Annotated in this window: 17 protein-coding genes; 11 read left to right on the top strand and 6 right to left on the bottom strand. The window is 72.7% G+C overall.

The window, feature by feature from the left end; all coding sequences use genetic code 11:
• The first annotated feature begins 88 nt into the window (after positions 1–88).
• Entirely contained in the window at positions 89–781 is a 693-nt protein-coding gene (locus ACZCAH_RS09810; protein ID WP_464340903.1) for a response regulator, read from the top strand.
• 132 nt (positions 782–913) lie between these two features.
• Here the strand turns inward: ACZCAH_RS09810 and ACZCAH_RS09805 are convergent, their stop codons facing one another.
• The gene (locus ACZCAH_RS09805; protein ID WP_464340902.1) at positions 914–1,447 is read right to left on the bottom strand and encodes a hypothetical protein; all 534 of its coding nucleotides are present in this window, start codon (positions 1,445–1,447) and stop codon (positions 914–916) included.
• 262 nt (positions 1,448–1,709) lie between these two features.
• On the opposite strand from ACZCAH_RS09805, the gene ACZCAH_RS09800 reads away from it, so the two are divergent.
• Both ACZCAH_RS09800 and ACZCAH_RS09795 read left to right on the top strand, forming a co-directional pair.
• On the top strand, positions 1,710–2,192 hold the full coding sequence (locus ACZCAH_RS09800) for a CarD family transcriptional regulator (RefSeq protein ID WP_076810443.1): 483 nt from the start codon (positions 1,710–1,712) through the stop codon (positions 2,190–2,192).
• A 10-nt stretch (positions 2,193–2,202) separates the two neighbouring features.
• Positions 2,203–2,916, top strand: a complete 714-nt coding sequence (locus ACZCAH_RS09795) for a 2-C-methyl-D-erythritol 4-phosphate cytidylyltransferase (RefSeq protein ID WP_464340901.1) — start codon at positions 2,203–2,205, stop codon at positions 2,914–2,916.
• Positions 2,917–2,964: 48 nt separating this feature from the next.
• Here ACZCAH_RS09795 and ACZCAH_RS09790 read toward each other — a convergent pair whose 3' ends face one another.
• Both ACZCAH_RS09790 and ACZCAH_RS09785 read right to left on the bottom strand, forming a co-directional pair.
• On the bottom strand, positions 2,965–3,276 hold the full coding sequence (locus ACZCAH_RS09790; protein ID WP_329747263.1) for a hypothetical protein: 312 nt from the start codon (positions 3,274–3,276) through the stop codon (positions 2,965–2,967).
• Between the two features lie 10 nt (positions 3,277–3,286).
• Positions 3,287–4,042, bottom strand: a complete 756-nt coding sequence (locus ACZCAH_RS09785) for an IspD/TarI family cytidylyltransferase (protein ID WP_464340900.1) — start codon at positions 4,040–4,042, stop codon at positions 3,287–3,289.
• Positions 4,043–4,140: 98 nt separating this feature from the next.
• Here ACZCAH_RS09785 and ACZCAH_RS09780 point away from each other — a divergent pair, with 98 nt between their 5' ends.
• From ACZCAH_RS09780 to ilvA, 3 genes are read left to right on the top strand one after another with little or no spacing between them, the layout of a single operon-like run.
• Positions 4,141–4,440, top strand: coding sequence for a PTS sugar transporter subunit IIB (locus tag ACZCAH_RS09780; RefSeq protein WP_464340899.1), 300 nt, complete (start codon positions 4,141–4,143; stop codon positions 4,438–4,440).
• Complete coding sequence (gene ispF, locus ACZCAH_RS09775; RefSeq protein ID WP_464340898.1) at positions 4,437–4,934, top strand: 2-C-methyl-D-erythritol 2,4-cyclodiphosphate synthase; 498 nt, start codon at positions 4,437–4,439, stop codon at positions 4,932–4,934. The genes ACZCAH_RS09780 and ispF overlap by 4 nt, the downstream gene beginning before the upstream one ends.
• Positions 4,931–6,268, top strand: a complete 1,338-nt coding sequence (ilvA, locus tag ACZCAH_RS09770; protein WP_464340897.1) for a threonine ammonia-lyase IlvA — start codon at positions 4,931–4,933, stop codon at positions 6,266–6,268. Before ispF ends, ilvA begins: the two co-directional genes overlap by 4 nt.
• Before the next feature lie 34 nt (positions 6,269–6,302).
• Here ilvA and galE read toward each other — a convergent pair whose 3' ends face one another.
• Positions 6,303–7,298, bottom strand: coding sequence for a UDP-glucose 4-epimerase GalE (gene galE, locus ACZCAH_RS09765; protein ID WP_464340896.1), 996 nt, complete (start codon positions 7,296–7,298; stop codon positions 6,303–6,305).
• A gap of 136 nt (positions 7,299–7,434) precedes the next feature.
• A complete protein-coding gene (locus tag ACZCAH_RS09760; RefSeq protein WP_464340895.1) occupies positions 7,435–8,895 on the bottom strand; it encodes a GuaB1 family IMP dehydrogenase-related protein in 1,461 nt (486 codons plus the stop codon).
• 109 nt (positions 8,896–9,004) lie between these two features.
• Here ACZCAH_RS09760 and ACZCAH_RS09755 point away from each other — a divergent pair, with 109 nt between their 5' ends.
• Positions 9,005–11,140, top strand: coding sequence for an LCP family glycopolymer transferase (locus ACZCAH_RS09755; protein ID WP_464340894.1), 2,136 nt, complete (start codon positions 9,005–9,007; stop codon positions 11,138–11,140).
• Between the two features lie 38 nt (positions 11,141–11,178).
• Here the strand turns inward: ACZCAH_RS09755 and ACZCAH_RS09750 are convergent, their stop codons facing one another.
• Positions 11,179–12,603, bottom strand: a complete 1,425-nt coding sequence (locus tag ACZCAH_RS09750; RefSeq protein ID WP_464340893.1) for a mycothione reductase — start codon at positions 12,601–12,603, stop codon at positions 11,179–11,181.
• A 179-nt stretch (positions 12,604–12,782) separates the two neighbouring features.
• Here ACZCAH_RS09750 and ACZCAH_RS09745 point away from each other — a divergent pair, with 179 nt between their 5' ends.
• The 4 genes from ACZCAH_RS09745 to ACZCAH_RS09730 all read left to right on the top strand — a co-directional run bounded on the left by ACZCAH_RS09745 (position 12,783) and on the right by ACZCAH_RS09730 (position 17,499).
• A complete protein-coding gene (locus tag ACZCAH_RS09745; protein ID WP_464340892.1) occupies positions 12,783–15,176 on the top strand; it encodes an ATP-binding cassette domain-containing protein in 2,394 nt (797 codons plus the stop codon).
• Between the two features lie 42 nt (positions 15,177–15,218).
• Positions 15,219–15,845, top strand: coding sequence for an MBL fold metallo-hydrolase (locus tag ACZCAH_RS09740; protein WP_464340891.1), 627 nt, complete (start codon positions 15,219–15,221; stop codon positions 15,843–15,845).
• A gap of 226 nt (positions 15,846–16,071) precedes the next feature.
• On the top strand, positions 16,072–16,617 hold the full coding sequence (locus ACZCAH_RS09735) for a YceI family protein (RefSeq protein WP_464340890.1): 546 nt from the start codon (positions 16,072–16,074) through the stop codon (positions 16,615–16,617).
• Positions 16,618–16,623: 6 nt separating this feature from the next.
• Complete coding sequence (locus ACZCAH_RS09730; RefSeq protein WP_464340889.1) at positions 16,624–17,499, top strand: putative RNA methyltransferase; 876 nt, start codon at positions 16,624–16,626, stop codon at positions 17,497–17,499.
• The last annotated feature ends 69 nt before the right edge of the window (positions 17,500–17,568 follow it).

Here is a 17,568-nt window from a genome sequence, read left to right as displayed (position 1 = left end):
ACCGATCGGAAGGACACCGCGGAGGCCGCCTCCGCCCGACGCTCCCGTACCGTGGACTCGGACCACGCCACGGGGAAGGGACTCTGACATGACGCGCATCCTGATCGTCGAGGACGAGGAGTCGTTCTCGGATCCGCTGTCCTACTCGCTGCGCAAGGAGGGCTACGAGGTCGCGGTCGCGGACACCGGGACCGACGGCCTGCGCATCTTCTCCGCCCATGGCGCGGACCTCGTGCTGCTGGACCTGATGCTCCCCGGCATGAGCGGCACCGAGGTGTGCCGCGAGATCCGCCGCACCTCCTCGGTGCCGGTCATCATGCTCACGGCGAAGGACGACGAGTTCGACAAGGTGCTGGGCCTCGAGCTCGGGGCCGACGACTACGTCACCAAGCCCTACTCCTCCCGCGAGCTGCTCGCCCGGATCAAGGCCGTGCTGCGCCGCGGTCAGGACTCGGGCGACGGGGAAGAGGACGCCGCCCTCAGCGCCGGCAGCATCATGATGGATGTCGAGCGGCACGTCGTGCAGGTGCACGGCCAGGAGGTGGCGCTGCCGCTCAAGGAGTTCGAGCTCCTCGAGATGCTGCTGCGCAACGTGGACCGGGTGCTCACCCGGGGCCAGCTCATCGACCGGGTGTGGGGCGCGAACTACGTCGGCGACACCAAGACCCTCGACGTCCACGTGAAGCGGCTGCGTGCGAAGATCGAGGACGACCCGAAGAACCCGGTCCACCTCGTGACGGTGCGCGGCCTCGGCTACAAGTTCGAGTCGTCCGGCGGCTGACCGCGCGCGGGGCTCTCCTGCGCAGAGCGACCCGGGGACGACGGACGACAGAGCGCCCCGCGGCCTGGCCGCGGGGCGCTCCGTGTCTGACTCGATGCTGCTGGCTGGGGCAGCGGCGCGGTCGCGTGGCGCTCAGGCGCCGGCGGTCTCCCCGCTCTCGGTCTCGCTGTAGTGCTCGAGGCTGCCGTCGACGACGGGCAGGGAGATCACCACGGTCTGATCACCGGAGGTGACGGTCAGGTCGAGGATGTCGCCGGCGACGACACCGGAGGCGTCGCCGATCTGGACGCTCTGATCGCTGTCCTCGCCCGCACCGAGGGAGACGACCTGCTCCGGCGCGAGGGACACGCCGGTCGCGAAGATCGCGGTGCCGTCCGAGGTCGCGGCCGCGAGGTCGACGGTACGGGTGGGCTCGGCGCCCTCGATCGCCTGCTCGTAGTTGACGACCGTGGCGGAGAACTCGGCGGTGCCGTCCTCCCGCAGGATCACGAGCGCGTTGCGCACGCCGATCACGGTCGAGCCGTCCTGCGAGAGGTTCGCGTTGGTGCCGTCGGCGGCCTGGTAGAACTCGTGCGTCTGCACCGGGTTGAAGTACGCGCATCCGGACGCGGCGAGGGCCAGGCCCAGGGCGGCGGCGGAGAGCACGAGACGACGGGAGGTGCGCACGGAGGACTCCTGTTCGATGCCGCGACCGGCGGCGGAGGGACGAAGGACAGCTCTCACAGGGTACCGCACCGCCCCGGTCCGGATTCCCGCGCCAGATCGTCTCGCGCCGCGTCCGCCGATGCCCATCCACCGCCCCGATCCGCGCCCGACCCGCGCCCGACCAGTGCTCCCACCGGGCCCTGACCAGCCGAGATGCGGAGAACCGCGCATTTTACCACGTGGAGCCGGTGGTAGACTGTCACGCGGAAAGGGGACCCACCACATGAACTTCGCTGTCGGCGAGACCGTCGTCTACCCGCACCACGGTGCCGCGCTCATCGAGGAGGTCAAGACCCGCACCATCAAGGGCGAGGATCGCACCTACCTCAAGCTCAAGGTCGCTCAGGGCGACCTGACGATCGAGGTCCCCGCGGACAACGTCGATCTCGTCGGAGTGCGGGACGTGGTCGACAAGGAGGGCCTCGACGAGGTCTTCGAAGTCCTGCGCCAGCCCTACACCGAGGAGCCGACCAACTGGTCGCGCCGCTACAAGGCCAACGTCGAGAAGCTCGCCTCGGGGGACGTCAAGAAGGTCGCCGAGGTCGTGCGCGATCTCTGGCGCCGCGATCAGGACCGCGGCCTCTCCGCCGGGGAGAAGCGGATGCTCGCCAAGGCCCGCCAGATCCTCGTCTCCGAGCTCGCCCTGGCCGAGAAGACCGACGAGACCGATGCCGAGTCGATCCTCGACGAGGTCCTCGCGTCCTGAGCGGCCGGTCGTGACCGCTCTCCCGTCGACCGCCGAGGTGCGGCCGATCATCCTCGCGCTCGCCCCGCCGGCGCCGGGCATCGTCGGCGCGGCCCCCACGCCGGGCCTCGAGCCCCTGGGCGGCTCGCTGCTGGTCGATCGCCTGCTCGGCAGCGCGCGCGACCTCGGCCTGCCCTCCCCGCTCGTGATCACGCGCACCGACGCGGCAGAACCGTTGCGCCGGGCGGTCTCGGGCCGCGCGGCGGTGCACGAGGTCGCCGCAGGTCGACGCGAGGCGCTGGTCACGGCGCTCGAGCACAGTGCCGAGCCGTTCCTGCTGGTCCATGACGCCGAGCGCGCGCTGACCCCGGCGGCGGTGGTCTCCGCGGTGCTCGCCGCGCTCGTCCCCGGTGTCGACGCCGTGGTCCCGACGGTCGCGATGACGGACTCCGTCAAGCAGATCGCACCCTCCGGGCTGCGGAACGTGGACCGCAGCACCTTGGCGGCGCTGCAGAGTCCGCGGCTGCTGCGTCGCGAGGCACTCGTGGGGGCTGTCGCCGACGCCCCCTCCGAGGGATTCGACGAGATCCAGGCGTTGCTCGACCGCGGGGCGGCCGTCCGCACCGTCCAGGGCTCGCACGCGGGGACCGCCCTGGTGGACCGGCTCACGCTCTGGCAGGCGCAGATCTCGCTGGGCCTCGCCCGCGACACCTCCCACCGTCACGGCCTCGCGCGGCGCCCCTGAGCTCGCCGCCCCGGGGCCCGCCGCGGGCTCCGGTCCGCAGGATGCAGGTCAGTCGTCGCGGCGGCTGCGCCAGACGGTGCGGAACTCCTCGAGCATGCGCCGCGGCTTCGACAGGGTGCGCTGGGGAAGGCTCGTGGCCAGTTCCCCCGGGTCGTGGCGGAGCCGGCGCATCAGGCGGCCGGGCTTGCTCGAGATGCGCTGACGCAGATCGGGGAGGTAGTCCTCCGAGACGTCGAGCCGGGTCACCGCCCCGCACGAGGTGCACTGGATCTCGGTGACGAAGCGGCCGGCGTAGACGACCTGGTGCTCGGACTCCTGCTCGCAGGCGGTGCACCGCAGATAGCTCTCCTGGACGGACATCGGCTCCTCCTCACCCGGACCTCAAACCTAGCGCGGTGACCACGTCCTGGGCCAGCAGCAGGTCCTGCGCATAGGTGATCTTGAAGTTGGTCTCCTCGCCGCGCACCCAGGTCACCGGGATGTCGGTGTACTCCTCGGCGCACGAGGCGGTGTCGGTGCCGACGAAGCCGTCCCGCGCCGCCGCCTCGTAGGCGTCGAGGATGGTCGAGGCGCGGAAGCCCTGCGGGGTCTGCACCCGCACCAGGGACTCGGGGCGCAGGTGCGCCCGGGGGGCGAGCGTGTCGCCGGGGCCGACGGGGGCGACATCGGTCGCCGGGATCCCCGGCACCGCGCCCCCGGTCTCCCGGGCGGCGTGCAGCACGGCGGCGGCGAGGCCGTGGGAGACGAGCGGACGGGCCGCATCGTGGATGAGCACCGTGTCCACGGTTCCCGCATCGATCCGGTCGGCGAGATGGCGCAGGGCCAGCAGCTCCGACTCCTGCCGGGTGTCCCCGCCGGTGATGATCTCGAGCGGGCGCTCGGTCTCGCGGTCCGCGACGAAGCGGGCGTGCTCGAGGTCCTCGGGCCGCACCACGAACACCAGCAGCCCGACGCCCTCTACGCGGGCGAGGGTGTTCAGACCCCAGCTGGCGATGCTGCGCCCGGCGAGCGGCAGGAACGCCTTGTTGATGCCGGCCCCCACACGGGTGCCGGAGCCTCCGGCGAGCACGATGCCGGCGGCACGGCCGGTGCGGCGTGCCGAGCGGTGGCGGCGGGGCTGTTTCACGCTGGCATCGTAGACGGCCGACCCCGCTGACGTGGACGTCCTGCTCGGGGCATGACAGAATCGACCGTCGCCCACCCGTCGCCAGTCCAGGAGATTGCATGCTCACCATCGCCATCGTGTGCGGCGCGGGGATCGCCACCGCCGCTCTGATCGCGGACCAGGTACGCGAGCACATCACCGAATCGGGGCGCGAGGTGCAGGTGGTGCAGGCGACCGTGATGGACCTGCTCTCGAATGACTTCGAGGCGGATCTGGTGGTCAGCACCGTCGACCTGCCCGCCGCCCTGGGCATCCCGCGAGTCTCCGCCATGCCGCTGCTGCTGGGGACGAACGCGGGCCTGACCTTCACGGACATCGACCGGGAGCTCGCGCGCCTGGAGGCGGGCGGGGCCCGATGAGCGTCCTGCCCCGCGTCGGCCTCGGCGTGGACGTGCACGCCTTCGCCCCCGAGGACTCCCCCCGCCCTCTCCGCATCGCCACCCTCACCTGGGAGGGCGAGCGCGGCCTCGCCGGGCACTCCGACGCCGACGTCGCCTGCCACGCGGCCTGCGACGCGCTGTTCTCCGCCGCCGGGATCGGCGACCTCGGCACCCACTTCGGCACCGACCGTCCCGAGTGGGAGGGCGCGAGCGGGTCCACCCTGCTCGCCGAGGCCGCTCGCCTGGTGCGCGGGGCCGGCTTGGAGATCGGCAACATCGCCGTGCAGGTCGTCGGCAACCGTCCCCGGCTCTCCGCCCGTCGAGAAGAGGCCTGCGCCGCGATGAGCGCGGTCGTCGGAGCTCCTGTCGCGGTCTCCGGGACCACCACGGACGCCCTCGGGCTGACCGGTCGCGGCGAGGGCATCGCCGCCCTCGCGACCGCCCTGGTCATCCCCCGGGAGGACCTCGCATGACCGACGCCCCGTCCCGCCCCGCCGACCCCGCTCCCCCGGCCCTGCCGCTGGGCGCCGCGGAGGTCGAGGCGGCCGCCGAGCGCCTCGCCCCGGTGTTCCGCCGCACGCCGCTGCTGCACAGCGAGCGGCTGAGCGAACTCGCCGGCGTCGACGTCTGGCTCAAGCGGGAGGACCTCCAGTCGGTCCGCTCGTACAAGCTGCGCGGCGCCCATCTGTTCCTGGACTCCCTGCCCCCGGCCGCCCGCGAGGCGGGCGTGGTCGCGGCGAGCGCCGGCAATCACGCCCAGGGGGTGGCCCGTGCCTGCGCCGCCCTCGGCATCCGGGGGCGGATCTACGTGCCCGGCACCACCCCCCGCCAGAAGCGCGAGCGGATCGTCGCGATCGGCGGCGAGTTCGTCGAGCTGCTGCTCGTCGGCGACACGTTCGACGACGCGGCGGAGGCCGCGGCCGAGGACGCGGAGCGCACCGGGGCGACGCAGGTGCCGCCCTTCGACCACCCCCTGATCATGGCCGGGCAGGGCACGGTCGCCCTCGAGGCCGTCGAGCAGCTGCGCGAGGAGCACGGCCGGGAGGTCGGCACGATGGTGCTGCCCGTCGGCGGAGGCGGCCTGCTGGGCGGCTGCGGGGCGTGGCTGCGCGAGCGCACCCCGTCGGTGCGGATCGTGGGCGTCGAGCCGGCCGGGGCCGTGTCGATGGCCGCGGCCGTGCGCGCCGAGCGGCCCGTGACCCTGCACGAGCTGGACACCTTCGTCGACGGCGCCGCGGTGCGCCGCGTGGGCGCCGCCCCGCTGCGGATGGTCCGCGCGATCGAGCCCGAGCTCCTCGCGGTGGACGAGGGCGCGGTGTGCACCGAGATGCTGCAGATGTACCAGGTCGACGGGATCATCGCCGAGCCCGCGGGCGCTTTGGCGGCGACCGCGGTGGCCACCGGGGCGATCCCGCATCTGGGCCGCGGGGGCTCCGGCGGGGAGGACGAGGAGTCGACGGGGGACGTGGTGGTCATCGTCTCGGGAGGCAACAACGACGTGTCGAGGTACACCGAGATCGTCGAGCGCTCCCTGGTGCACGAGGGCCTCAAGCACTACTTCCTGGTGACCTTCCCGCAGGAGCCGGGGGCGCTGCGCCGGTTCCTGGACCGGGTGCTCGGCCCGCGCGACGACATCGTGCTGTTCGACTACATCAAACGGAACAACCGCGAGGAGGGTCCCGCCCTGGTCGGCGTCGAGCTGGGCAGCCGCTCGGACCTCGATCCGCTGATGGCGCGGATGGCCGCCTCGAACATGACCATCGAGCGGATCGATCCGGAGGACCCGATCTACCGCTACCTCACCTGAGGCCGCCCGGACGGAGGGCCCGCCCCGGCCGGTCTCAGCCCTGCGGGTACGCCTCGACGTCGGGAGTGATCGCGCCGCGCGCCTCGACGGCGGAGCGCACGATGTCGTCCAGGCCGTGCTCGGACTTCCAGCCGAGGTGCTGGGCGATGCGGTCGCCGGAGCAGATCAGGCGGGCGGGATCGCCGGCGCGGCGCTCCCCGACCTCCGGGGTGATCTCGATGCCTTTCGCGCGGGCGATCGCCTGGATCACCTCGAGCACGCTCGAGCCCTCGCCGGTGCCCACGTTGAACACGCGATGCTCCCGCTCCCCGCCGCGGAGGTAGTCGAGCGCCGCGATGTGGGCGTGCGCGAGGTCGAGCACGTGGACGTAGTCGCGGATGCACGTGCCGTCGGGGGTGTCGTAGTCGTCGCCGAAGACGACGGGGGCCAGGCCCCGCTCGAGGCGGTCCAGCACGATCGGGACCAGGTTCATCACGGCGGTGTCGGCGAGCTCGGGCCAGCCGGCGCCCGCGACGTTGAAGTAGCGCAGGGCGACGGTGCGCATCCCGTGGGCGCGCTCGGCATCGGCGAGCATCCACTCGCCCACGTACTTCGTCGCGCCGTAGGGGTTGATCGGCTGCGGGGTGAGGTCCTCGGTGACCACCGTGACGTCGGGCATGCCGTAGACCGCGGCGGAGGAGGAGAAGACGACGTCCCGCACCTCGGCGCTCGCGCAGGCGGCGAGCACGTTGGCGAGGCCGGCGATGTTGTCGTGCCAGTACATCTCGGGGTTCGCGACGGACTCGCCGACCTGCTTGTGGGCGGCGAAGTGGATCACCGAGTCGGCGCCGGAGGCCCGGAGGTGGAAGGCCAGCTTCTCCGCCGCGTCGGGCAGGGTCATGTCGAGCTCGATCAGCTCGACGCCCTCGCAACGGGAGCGCAGTCCCGTCGAGAGGTTGTCGACCACGACCACCCGCTCGCCCTTCTCCTGCAGGAGCCGCACCACGTGCGATCCGATGTACCCGGCACCACCGATCACGAGAGTCGTCATGACCGGAAGCCTACCGGGCGACCGGCCCCGACGAGACGCAGGCGGGACGCGGGCGGGACGCGGGCGGGACCGGGCGGGACCGGGCGGGACGGCATCGTGCGCTGCCCCGCCCGGTCCCGGTCGATCGGCCCCGGACTCAGCTCCAGGAGCTGGAGACCGGCCGACCCTCGGCGTAGCCGGAGGCGCCCTGCAGCCCGATCACGGCCCGCTCGCGGAAGCTGTCGGTGTCCGCCGCGCCTGCGTAGGTATAGGAGGAGCGCACGCCGGCGGTGATCACGTCGAGCAGGTCCTCGACGCCGCCCGCCCCCTCGGCGAGGTACATGCGCGAGGTGGAGATGCCCTCCTCGAACAGGCCCTTGCGGGCCCGGGCGAAGGCGTCCTCGTGGGCGGTGCGGTGCGAGACGGCTCGCTTGGAGGCCATGCCGAAGCTCTCCTTGTAGCGCCGGCCGCGCTCGTCGGTGCGCATCTGGCCGGGCGACTCGTAGGTGCCCGCGAACCACGAGCCGATCATGACGTTCGAGGCACCCGCGGCGAGCGCGAGGGCCACGTCGCGCGGGTGGCGCACCCCGCCGTCGGCCCACACGCGAGCACCGACGCGACGGGCCTCGGCCGCGCACTCGAGCACGGCGGAGAACTGAGGCCGGCCCACGCCGGTCATCATCCGCGTGGTGCACATGGCGCCGGGGCCGACACCCACCTTGACGATGTCGGCGCCCGCCTCGATCAGCTCGCGGGTGCCCTCGGCGGTGACCACGTTCCCGGCGACCAGCCGCACCGGCGTGTCCTCGGACGGGCCGAGGACGGTGCGGGCGCGACGCAGCGCCTCGAGCATCTTGTCCTGGTGCCCGTGGGCGGTGTCGAGCACGATCACGTCGGTGCCCGCGTCGACCAGCTCGTGCACCCGGGTCTCGATGTCCGCGTTGATGCCGACGGCGACGGCGATGCGCAGCCGGCCCGCGTCGTCGACGGCGGGGCGGTAGATGGTCGAGCGGAGCACGCCGGTGGCGGTGAGCACGCCGCGCAGCGTGCCGTCCTCGGCGGTGACCACGGCGACGTCGTGGTGCGTCGCGGCGATGCGGGCATGGAGCAGGGCGGGGTCGACGTCGAGGTCCGCGGGGCCGAGCACGAGCGCGTCGGAGTCGAGGACCTCGCCGACGGCGGCGAAGGAGTCGCGTCCGGCGATCTCCTGCGCGGAGACGACGCCGAGGGGGCGGCGCTCGGCGTCGACCACGACGACGACGCCGTGGGGCCGCTTGGGCAGCAGGTCCGCGGCCTGGCCGAGGGTGCCGTCGACCCCGAGGGTCAGCGGATGGTCGACCAGCAGGTCCCGCTGCTTGACGGAGCGGACGATCGAGTCGAGGCGCTCCGGGGAGAGGTCCTGCGGCAGCACGGCGAGGCCGCCACGGCGGGCCATCACCTCCGCCATCCGCCGACCGGTGACGGCGGTCATGTTCGCGGCGACCAGCGGGATGGTGGTGCCGGTGCCGTCATCGCTGCCGAGGTCGACGTCGAAGCGGGACGTGATCGCGGAGCGGGAGGGCAGGAAGAAGAGGTCGTCGTACGTGAGGTCGGTCGACGGGTCATGGATCAGGCGCATGCTCTTCAGGATACGGAGGCGGCGCGTCACCGCGCGGGCATCGACCCTCCACCAGGTCCTCACAGGCAGATGCGCGATCATCGCGCCCCGTGAACCTAGGATGTCGCTCATGACGGACCCCTCCTCGGCCCCCCGACGTCGACGCCGTCGGTCCGGCAGGCACCAGGAGCCGCTCCGGCGACCGACCTCGACGCCGCTGCCCCCCGATCAGGCGCGCGCCAACCGCGATGCCGCCTTCGGCTACAGCGGTGCGAAGCGCACCTGGCCGGGAGCGACGACGCCCCCGGCATCCTCGGCCGAACCCGCGCAGGCGTCTTCCCCTGCCCAGCCTGTCGAGCCGCCGACTGCCCCCGCGCAGCCCGTCGAGCCGTCGACCACCCCCGTCGAGCCCCCCACGTCGCCGCTCGCTGCCCCGGTTCCGCCCGCGGACGCCGCGGCGGACCCCGCCGCGCGCCGTCCCGGCCACGGCCGTCGGCGGGCGTTCCTCCTCGACGAGCAGGACGCCTGGGGCGCTCCCTCCCCGTCGACCCAGCCCGCCCCGTCGGCCGACGCCGCCGACGCTTCCGCCGGGCCCGACGTCCCGGGCGCGTCGGAGTCCCCGGACTCATCGGACGCGTCCGACGCCTCGGCTGCCTCGGAGCATCTCGCCGCCCGTTCGACCGCCCCGCGCTCCCGCCGTGAAGAGGGCCGCGCGGAGGGCTCCCTGCCGAAGGTCGCCGGATGGACGGTGCTCACCACCGTGCTGCCCGGCGCCGGCCTGCTCACCACGCGGATGCGCCGGCTCGGCATCGCTCTGCTCGCCGTGCTCGCCGCCGTCGTGATCGCGGGCCTGCTGCTGTGGAGGTTCGGCGACCGGCTGCAGATGATCCAGCTGCTCACCTCCCGCACGGTGCTCCTGGGGTTCCTCGCGGTCGCCGCCGTCGTGGGGCTGGTCTGGATCGTGCAGATCGTGCTCGCGAACCTCGCCCAGACCACCAAGGAGCGACTCACCGGCACGCGTCGGTATCTGGCCTTCGCGGTCGCCGCCGCGATGGTCGTCGCCGTCGCGATCCCCGCCGGCTACACGGTCCGCTCGCTGTGGGCCGGTCAGTCCCTCCTCGGCTCGAGCAGCGTCTTCGCCGGCGACCGCTCCGGCGACCTCGCCGAGGGCGCGGACCCGTGGGCGAACACCGAGCGGGTCAACATCATGCTGCTCGGGCAGGACGCGGGCGCCGACCGCACCGGCACCCGCCCCGACACCCTCATGGTCGCCTCGATCGACACCAAGACCGGCCAGACCGCGCTGTTCTCCATCCCCCGCAACCTCGAGCACGTCCGCTTCCCCGAGGGCACCCCCGCCGCGGAGGTCTTCCCGGACGGCTTCCGCTACTTCGGGCAGAACCAGGACCTCATCAACGCCGTGTGGACCTGGGCCGAGGACCGTCCGGACCTCTTCCCCGGAGATCCCGAGCCGGGCCTGACGGCGACCCGCTGGGCCGTCGAGGAGACCCTCGGCCTCCAGACCGACTACTACGCGATGGTGAACCTGCAGGGCTTCGAGGACCTCGTCAACGCCATCGGCGGCGTGGACCTCGTGGTCGAGCGTCGCATCCCGATCGGCGGCGGCGCGGGACCGATCGACGGCTACATCGAGCCGGGCGCGCAGACGCTCGACGGCTTCCACGCCCTCTGGTACGCCCGCTCCCGCGAGGGGTCCGACGACTTCAACCGCATGTGCCGCCAGCAGCGCATGGTCCGCGCCGTCGCCGAGGAAGCCGATCCGGCGACCCTCGCGATGTCGATCCCCGGCCTGGTCAACACGGCCGAGCAGAACATCGTCACGGACATCCCGGTGTCCGATCTCGACGCCTTCGTGGACCTGGCCCTGCGGGTCAAGGACGGCGGGTTCACCTCGTACCCGATCACGCAGGACGTCACCCCGTCGGCGAACGCGGACTGGGACTACCTCAAGGAGTGGACCCAGGCCTCCATCGAGGACTCCCTGAAGGTGGATCCGCCGGAGTCGGTCGTGGGCGAGACCGAGCCCGGCTCCACGGAGCCCGCCGAGACCGGCGCCGCCCCCGAGGAGGAGTCCTCCGGCGAGGAGACCACCGCGGAGGAGACCACCGCCGAGGAGGAGACCCCGAGCGCGGAGGAATCCTCCGCGGAGGAGTCCGGCACCGGCGAGGAGACCGCGACGGAGGCCCCGGTCATCGAGCAGGACCCGCTGAAGTCCTGCCTGCCGAGCAACGAGCAGGCCGGCTGACCCCGACCGCTCGTCGCTCCGGGCCGGGCCGGAGGCGCTCAGATCACCTGCAGCAGGGCGTTCTCGATTAGCTCGGGCATGGCCGGGTGGATCCAGTACTGGGTCGTGGCGATGTCCCGTGCGGTCTGCCCGGTGCTCATCGCCTGGATCAGGATCTGGATCAGGGTGGTCGCCTCGGGGCCGATGAGGTGCGCGCCGAGGATCTCGGTGGTCTTTGCGTCGACGACGAGCTTCACGAAGCCGGTCGTGTCCTCCATCGCCCAGCCGTAGGCGATCGAGGCGTACTCCTGGGTCGCGACGCGCACCGTCCGGCCGCTCGCACGGGCGGACTCCTCGTCGATCCCCACCCAGGCGACCTGCGGGTGGGTGAACACCCCGGCCGGCACAGGCAGGGCATCCGAGCGGCGCAGGGCCTCCGGGTGCAGCACGTTGTGCCGCACGATGCGCTGCTCGTGGTTGGCGACGTGCTTGAGCTGGTGCGGGCTGGAGAGGTCGCCGAGGGCCCAGACGCCCTCGAGCACCTCGCCGCCCGAGAGCACCCGCTGGTAGGGATCCACGACGACGCGGCCGTCCTCCGCCAGATCGATCCCGGCGGCCTCGACCCCGAGCAGGTCGGAGTTGGGCCGCCGCCCCGTCGCGACGAGGATCTCCTCGGCGCCCAGCACCACCTCGGCGCCGTCCCGTCGGCCGCGCAGCTCGATCCCGTCGGCCGTGCGCCGGACCGCGGTGGTCGAGAGCCCGGTCTCGAGCCGCAGTCGCTCGCCGAGGATCTCGGTGAGCCGCGCGGAGACGTCGGCGTCGGCGGCGCGCAGCACCCGCTCCGAACGGGCGACGAGGGTGACCTCGACGCCGAGGGAGGCGAACACGTGCGCCATCTCCACGGCCACGACCCCGGAGCCGAGGATCAGCAGGGAGGCGGGCAGCGCCTCCAGGCGCATGATCGTGTCGGAGGTGTGCGGGGCGGCCTCGGCGAGCCCGTCGATCGCAGGGATCACGGGCCGCGACCCGGCGCCGAGCACGACCGTGTCGGCGGTGATCTCTTCGCTGCCGCCGTCCGCGAGCTCGACGCGCAGGTGCCTCGGCCCGACGAAGCTCGCGGTGCCGCGCAGCAGCGTGAGGTCGGCGTTGTCCTCGTGATCGCGGCGGTAGGCCTCGCCGCCCGCCGAGATCGGGTCGATGCGCCCGAAGATGCGGTCCCGGATCGCGGGCCAGTCCACGCCCTCAAGGCGCTCGCTCAGACCGAAGCGCGCGGACTCCGCGGGCGTCGCGGCGAGGTTCGCGGTGTGCACGAACATCTTGGTCGGGATGCATCCGAGGTTCAGGCAGGTCCCGCCGAAGACGTGATCGGGGCCGACGCCGCGGTCGATCTGCACGATCGTGCGACCGGCGAGGTCGGGACCGGGGAAGGAATTGATCGAGCCGGAGCCGATCAGGGCGATGTCGTAGTGCGTCGGGGTGCTCACCTCCCCAGGGTATCGGCGGGCCGACGCGCATGGCCGCTCCGGGGTTACGGCACGTGCCGCTCCGCGCCGCGGAGCCGGTGGCACAATGACCGGGCCTCGCCCTCCCCGATGATCGGGCCCCGCCCTCCCCGCTCTTCCTCCCGCTTCCCGCCCTCCCCTCCCCTCCCGCAGGAGTCGCCATGACCGCCCAGACCTCGTCCGTCCCGTCGGCCGATGCCCATGACGTGATCCGCGTGCGCGGGGCGCGGGAGAACAACCTCCGCGACGTCTCCCTCGACATCCCCAAGCGGCGCCTGACGGTCTTCACGGGCGTCTCCGGCTCCGGGAAGTCCTCGCTCGTGTTCGGCACCATCGCCGCCGAGTCGCAGCGGATGATCAACGAGACCTACAGCGCCTTCCTGCAGGGGTTCATGCCCTCCCTCGCCCGTCCCGACGTCGACGAGCTCTCGGGCCTGACCACCGCGATCATCGTGGACCAGGAGCGGATGGGCGCGAACGTGCGCTCGACCGTCGGCACCGTGACCGACGCGAACGCCTACCTGCGCACCCTGTTCTCGAAGCTCGCCGAGCCGAGCGTCGGCGGTCCCAGTGCCTACTCCTTCAACGTCCCCTCCGTGACCGCGTCCGGGGCGATGACCGTGCAGAAGGGCGCGAAGACCATCGCCGAGAAGGCCACCTACTCGCGGGTGGGCGGCATGTGCCCGCGCTGCGAGGGCATGGGCCAGGTCTCCGACGTGGACCTCTCCAAGCTGTACGACGAGGAGAAGTCGCTCGACGAGGGCCCGTTCACCATCCCGAACTACTCACCCGACGGCTGGTACGTGAAGATCTTCGTGCGCTCCGGCTTCTTCCCGGCGGACAAGCCGATCAAGTCGTTCACGAAGCGGCAGCTGCACGACTTCCTGTACAAGGAGCCGACGAAGATCAGCATCGACGGGATGAACATGACCTATGAGGGTCTGATCCCGAAGATCCAGAAGTCGATGCTGTCCAAGGACCGCGACGCGATGCAGCCGCACGTGCGCGCCTTCGTGGACCGCGCCGTGAAGTTCATCGAGTGCCCTGAGTGCGAGGGCACTCGCCTCGCGGAGCACGCCCGCACCTCGCGCGTCGACGGGGTCTCGATCGCCGATGTCACCGCCTGGCAGATCACGGAGCTCGCGAGCTGGGTCGAGGAGCTGCGCGGCCGCCACCAGGGGCCGACGGTCGCCCCGCTGCTCGCGAACCTCGCCGCGCTGCTGGATTCCTTCGTGCGGATCGGTCTCGGCTACCTCTCCCTCGACCGCCCCTCCGGGTCCCTCTCCGGCGGCGAGTCGCAGCGCACCCGCATGATCCGCCACCTCGGCTCGGCCCTGACGGACGTCACCTACGTCTTCGACGAGCCGACCATCGGACTGCACCCGCACGACATCGCGACCATGAACGAGCTGCTCCTCGCCCTGCGCGACAAGGGCAACACGGTGCTCGTCGTCGAGCACAAGCCGGAGACCATCGCGATCGCCGATCACGTGGTCGATCTCGGCCCCCGGGCCGGCAGCCACGGGGGCCGCCTCCAGTACGAGGGGGACGTCGAGGGCCTGCGCGCCGCCGACACCCTCACCGGTCGGCACCTCGGCACCCGCGCCGCGCTCAAGGAGTCGGTACGCGATCGGACCGGAGCCCTCGAGATCCGCGGCGCCTCGCAGCACAACCTGCGGGACGTGGACGTGGACGTGCCCCTCGGCGTGCTCACCGTGGTCACCGGCGTGGCCGGCTCCGGCAAGAGCTCGCTGATCCACGGCTCGCTGCCGAAGGGCGCCGACGTCACGGTCGTGGACCAGTCCGCGATCCGCGGCTCGCGCCGCTCGAACCCCGCGACCTACACCGGCCTGCTCGAGCCCGTGCGGAAGGCCTTCGCGAAGGCCAACGGGGTCAAGCCCGCCCTGTTCTCCAACAACTCCGAGGGCGCCTGCCCGGTGTGCAAGGGCAACGGCGTGATCTACACCGAGCTCGGCTTCCTCGAGACCGTCTCGACACCCTGCGAGGAGTGCGAGGGCCGCCGCTTCCAGGCCTCCGTGCTCGAGTACACCCTCGGCGGGAAGCACATCGCCGAGGTGCTCGAGATGAGCGTCGAGGACGCGCTGGCCCACTTCTCCGGCCAGGAGGACCCGGCGGCGAGGGTCCCCGCGGCCGCGAAGATCCTCCGCCACCTCGACGAGGTGGGACTGGGGTATCTCACCATCGGCCAGCCGCTGACCACCCTCTCGGGCGGCGAGAGGCAGCGGCTCAAGCTGGCGATGCACATGGGCACCGCGGGCGGCACGGTGGTGCTGGACGAGCCGACGACCGGCCTGCACCTCGCGGACGTCGGCGCCCTCCTCGAGCTGCTGGACCGCCTCGTCGACGCGGGCACCTCCGTGATCGTCATCGAGCACCACCAGGCCGTGATGGCCCATGCGGACTGGATCATCGACCTCGGCCCGGGTGCCGGGGCCGACGGCGGGCGCGTGGTCTTCGAGGGCACCCCGGCTCGGCTGGTGGCCGACGGATCGACCCTGACGGGCAGGCACCTGCGGGAGTACGTCGGCGCCTGAGACACCGTGTCCAGGGCTGGTCATCGACCCGAGGAGAACCCGATGCGCATCCATCATCTCGACTGCGGCACTCTCCGCACCCCCGTCGGCCGCATGGTCTGCCACGTGCTGCTGCTGGAGATCGGTGACCGTCTGGTGCTGGTCGACACCGGATTCGGCACCGGGGACGTGCGCGATCCGCGCCGGCTCGCTGCGGAGGCGGCGGCGATCCGGGACCGGCGCGGACCCCGGGTGCGTCAGCGATACCGCACCGGGCACTGGGGCCACGGCCCGCATCTGGTCGCCCATCCGCGGGGTGCTCGCACCTGGAAAGGGCTGGAGGGCACGGTCGAGCTCGACGACGTCGCCCCCGGGCTGCCGCTGGTGCCGCTGCCCGGTCACACGCCCGGCCACGCCGGGGTCGCGGTGCCGACGCCCGAGGGGTGGTTGCTGCACATCGGGGATGCGGCGCTCGACGCGCGCACGCTGCGCACGGGTCGGCTGCGTCTCGACGTGCGGCTGCGCCAGACGCTCGTCGCGCAGGATCCGCGCATGATGCACCGCACCCAGAGGCGCTTGCGTGCCCTCGCCCGGGACCCGGAGGCGCGGATCGTCACCTCTCACGACCTCTCCCTGTTCGAGGCGGCCCGGGCGCGGAACGAGGCCGCTCCGGGCACGGGCCGCGGCTGAGGCGCCGCGGCCCGTCGCCGCTCTGCCGCCCGACCGCTCGGCACACCTCTCGGATCGCTCGGCACTACGGTCGAGGATCGGGCGACATGGACCCCGCCCCGGGGCCCTGGTAGGTTTCCGTCGATCGACCAGGCAGTCGAACACCGTGACCCGGGGGCCTCACGACCCCCGACCCCCGGCGGTGCCGCCCCTCCCCGCGGACCGCCTCCGACCAGTAAAGGCCACCATGACCGACTCCGCGCTGTCCGGGACCTGGGACATCGATCCCACCCACACCCGCATCGGCTTCGCCGCTCGTCACGCCATGGTCACCAAGGTACGGGGGGCGTTCAACGAGGTCAGCGGCACGCTGGTGCTCGATGTGGAGGACCCCTCCGCCTCGTCCGCGACCCTCACCGTGCAGATGGCGAGCATCGACACGCGCACCCCGCAGCGCGATGAGCACCTGCGCAGCGCGGACTTCTTCGACGTCGGGACCTACCCGGAGATGACCTTCGTGGCCCGTCGCATCGAGGAGGTCGACGAGGACAGCTGGATCGTGGACGGCGCCCTGACCATCCGCGACGTGACCCGCGATCTCGCGGTGCCGCTGCGCCTCGTGGGCATCGAGAACGACCCCTTCGGCGCGGTCCGCGCGGGCCTCGAGGGCAGCCGTCGCATCGACCGTCGCGACTGGGGCATCTCCTGGAACACCCCTCTGGACTCGGGCGGCCTGCTGGTCTCCGAGAGCATCCAGCTCGAGTTCGAGCTCTCCCTGGTCAAGCGGGCCTGAGCACGGGTGACCCCCTCCCCCGCCGATCTCCCTCCCGCGCTCGCCGCCTGGCTCCCGCTGCTGCGCTGCCCCACCTGCGCCGGCACCCTCGCGGCCGACGGGCGCTCCCTGCGCTGCCCGCAGCGGCACAGCTTCGACCGGGCCCGCGCGGGCTACGTCTCGCTGCTCGGCGGAGCCGGAGCGGTCTCCGGCGATGACGAGTCGATGGCGCGGGCCCGCGAACGATTCCTCGCCACCGGCGCCTACGACCCGCTGCTCACCGCTCTCGGGGATCTCGCCGAGGCGACCGTCCCCGCCCTGCGGGGCGGAGGCTCGACGGTGCTCGACGCCGGCTGCGGACCCGGCTGGTACCTGGCCGGGATGCTCGAGCGCTTCGACGGGGCCGCGGGCCTGGGACTGGACACGTCGGCCCGCTCGCTGCGCTCCGCGGCGCGAGCCCACGAGCGAGCCGCCGCGGTGACCGGGGACGTGTTCGCCCCCTTCCCGCTGGCCACCGGGTCCGTCGACCTGCTCCTGGACGTCTTCGCGCCGCGGAACCCGGGAGAGTTCGCGCGGGTGCTGCGCCCGGGCGGAGCCCTGCTGGTGGCGCGCCCCGCGGAAGCTCATCTGGCGGAGCTGCGCGAGGTGGTGCCGGGGATGGTCTCGGTCGACCCGCGCAAGGAGGAGCGACTGCACCGCGCACTCGATCCGCTGTTCACCCTCGTCGCGGAGCGCGAGGTGCACAGCGAGCTCGTCCTCACCGCCGAGCAGGCGCAGGATCTGGTGGCGATGACACCGAGCGCCCGCCACGTCGATCCCGCGACCGTCGGGGCCGCCCTCGCGTCCACGGACGGACTCGCCGTGCGCCTCGACGTGCGGCTCAGCGCGCACCGCCTCCGCTGAGGCGACCGCCGCCGGCACGTCCACGTCGCCTAGGCTGGAGGCTCCGTGCCGCCGTGCGGCCTCACCGCC

The organism is Brachybacterium sp. B718/18 (assembly GCF_055454375.1).
The sequence above is the reverse complement of the archived record's forward strand: the minus strand, read 5'-3'. Positions and strand labels throughout refer to the sequence as shown.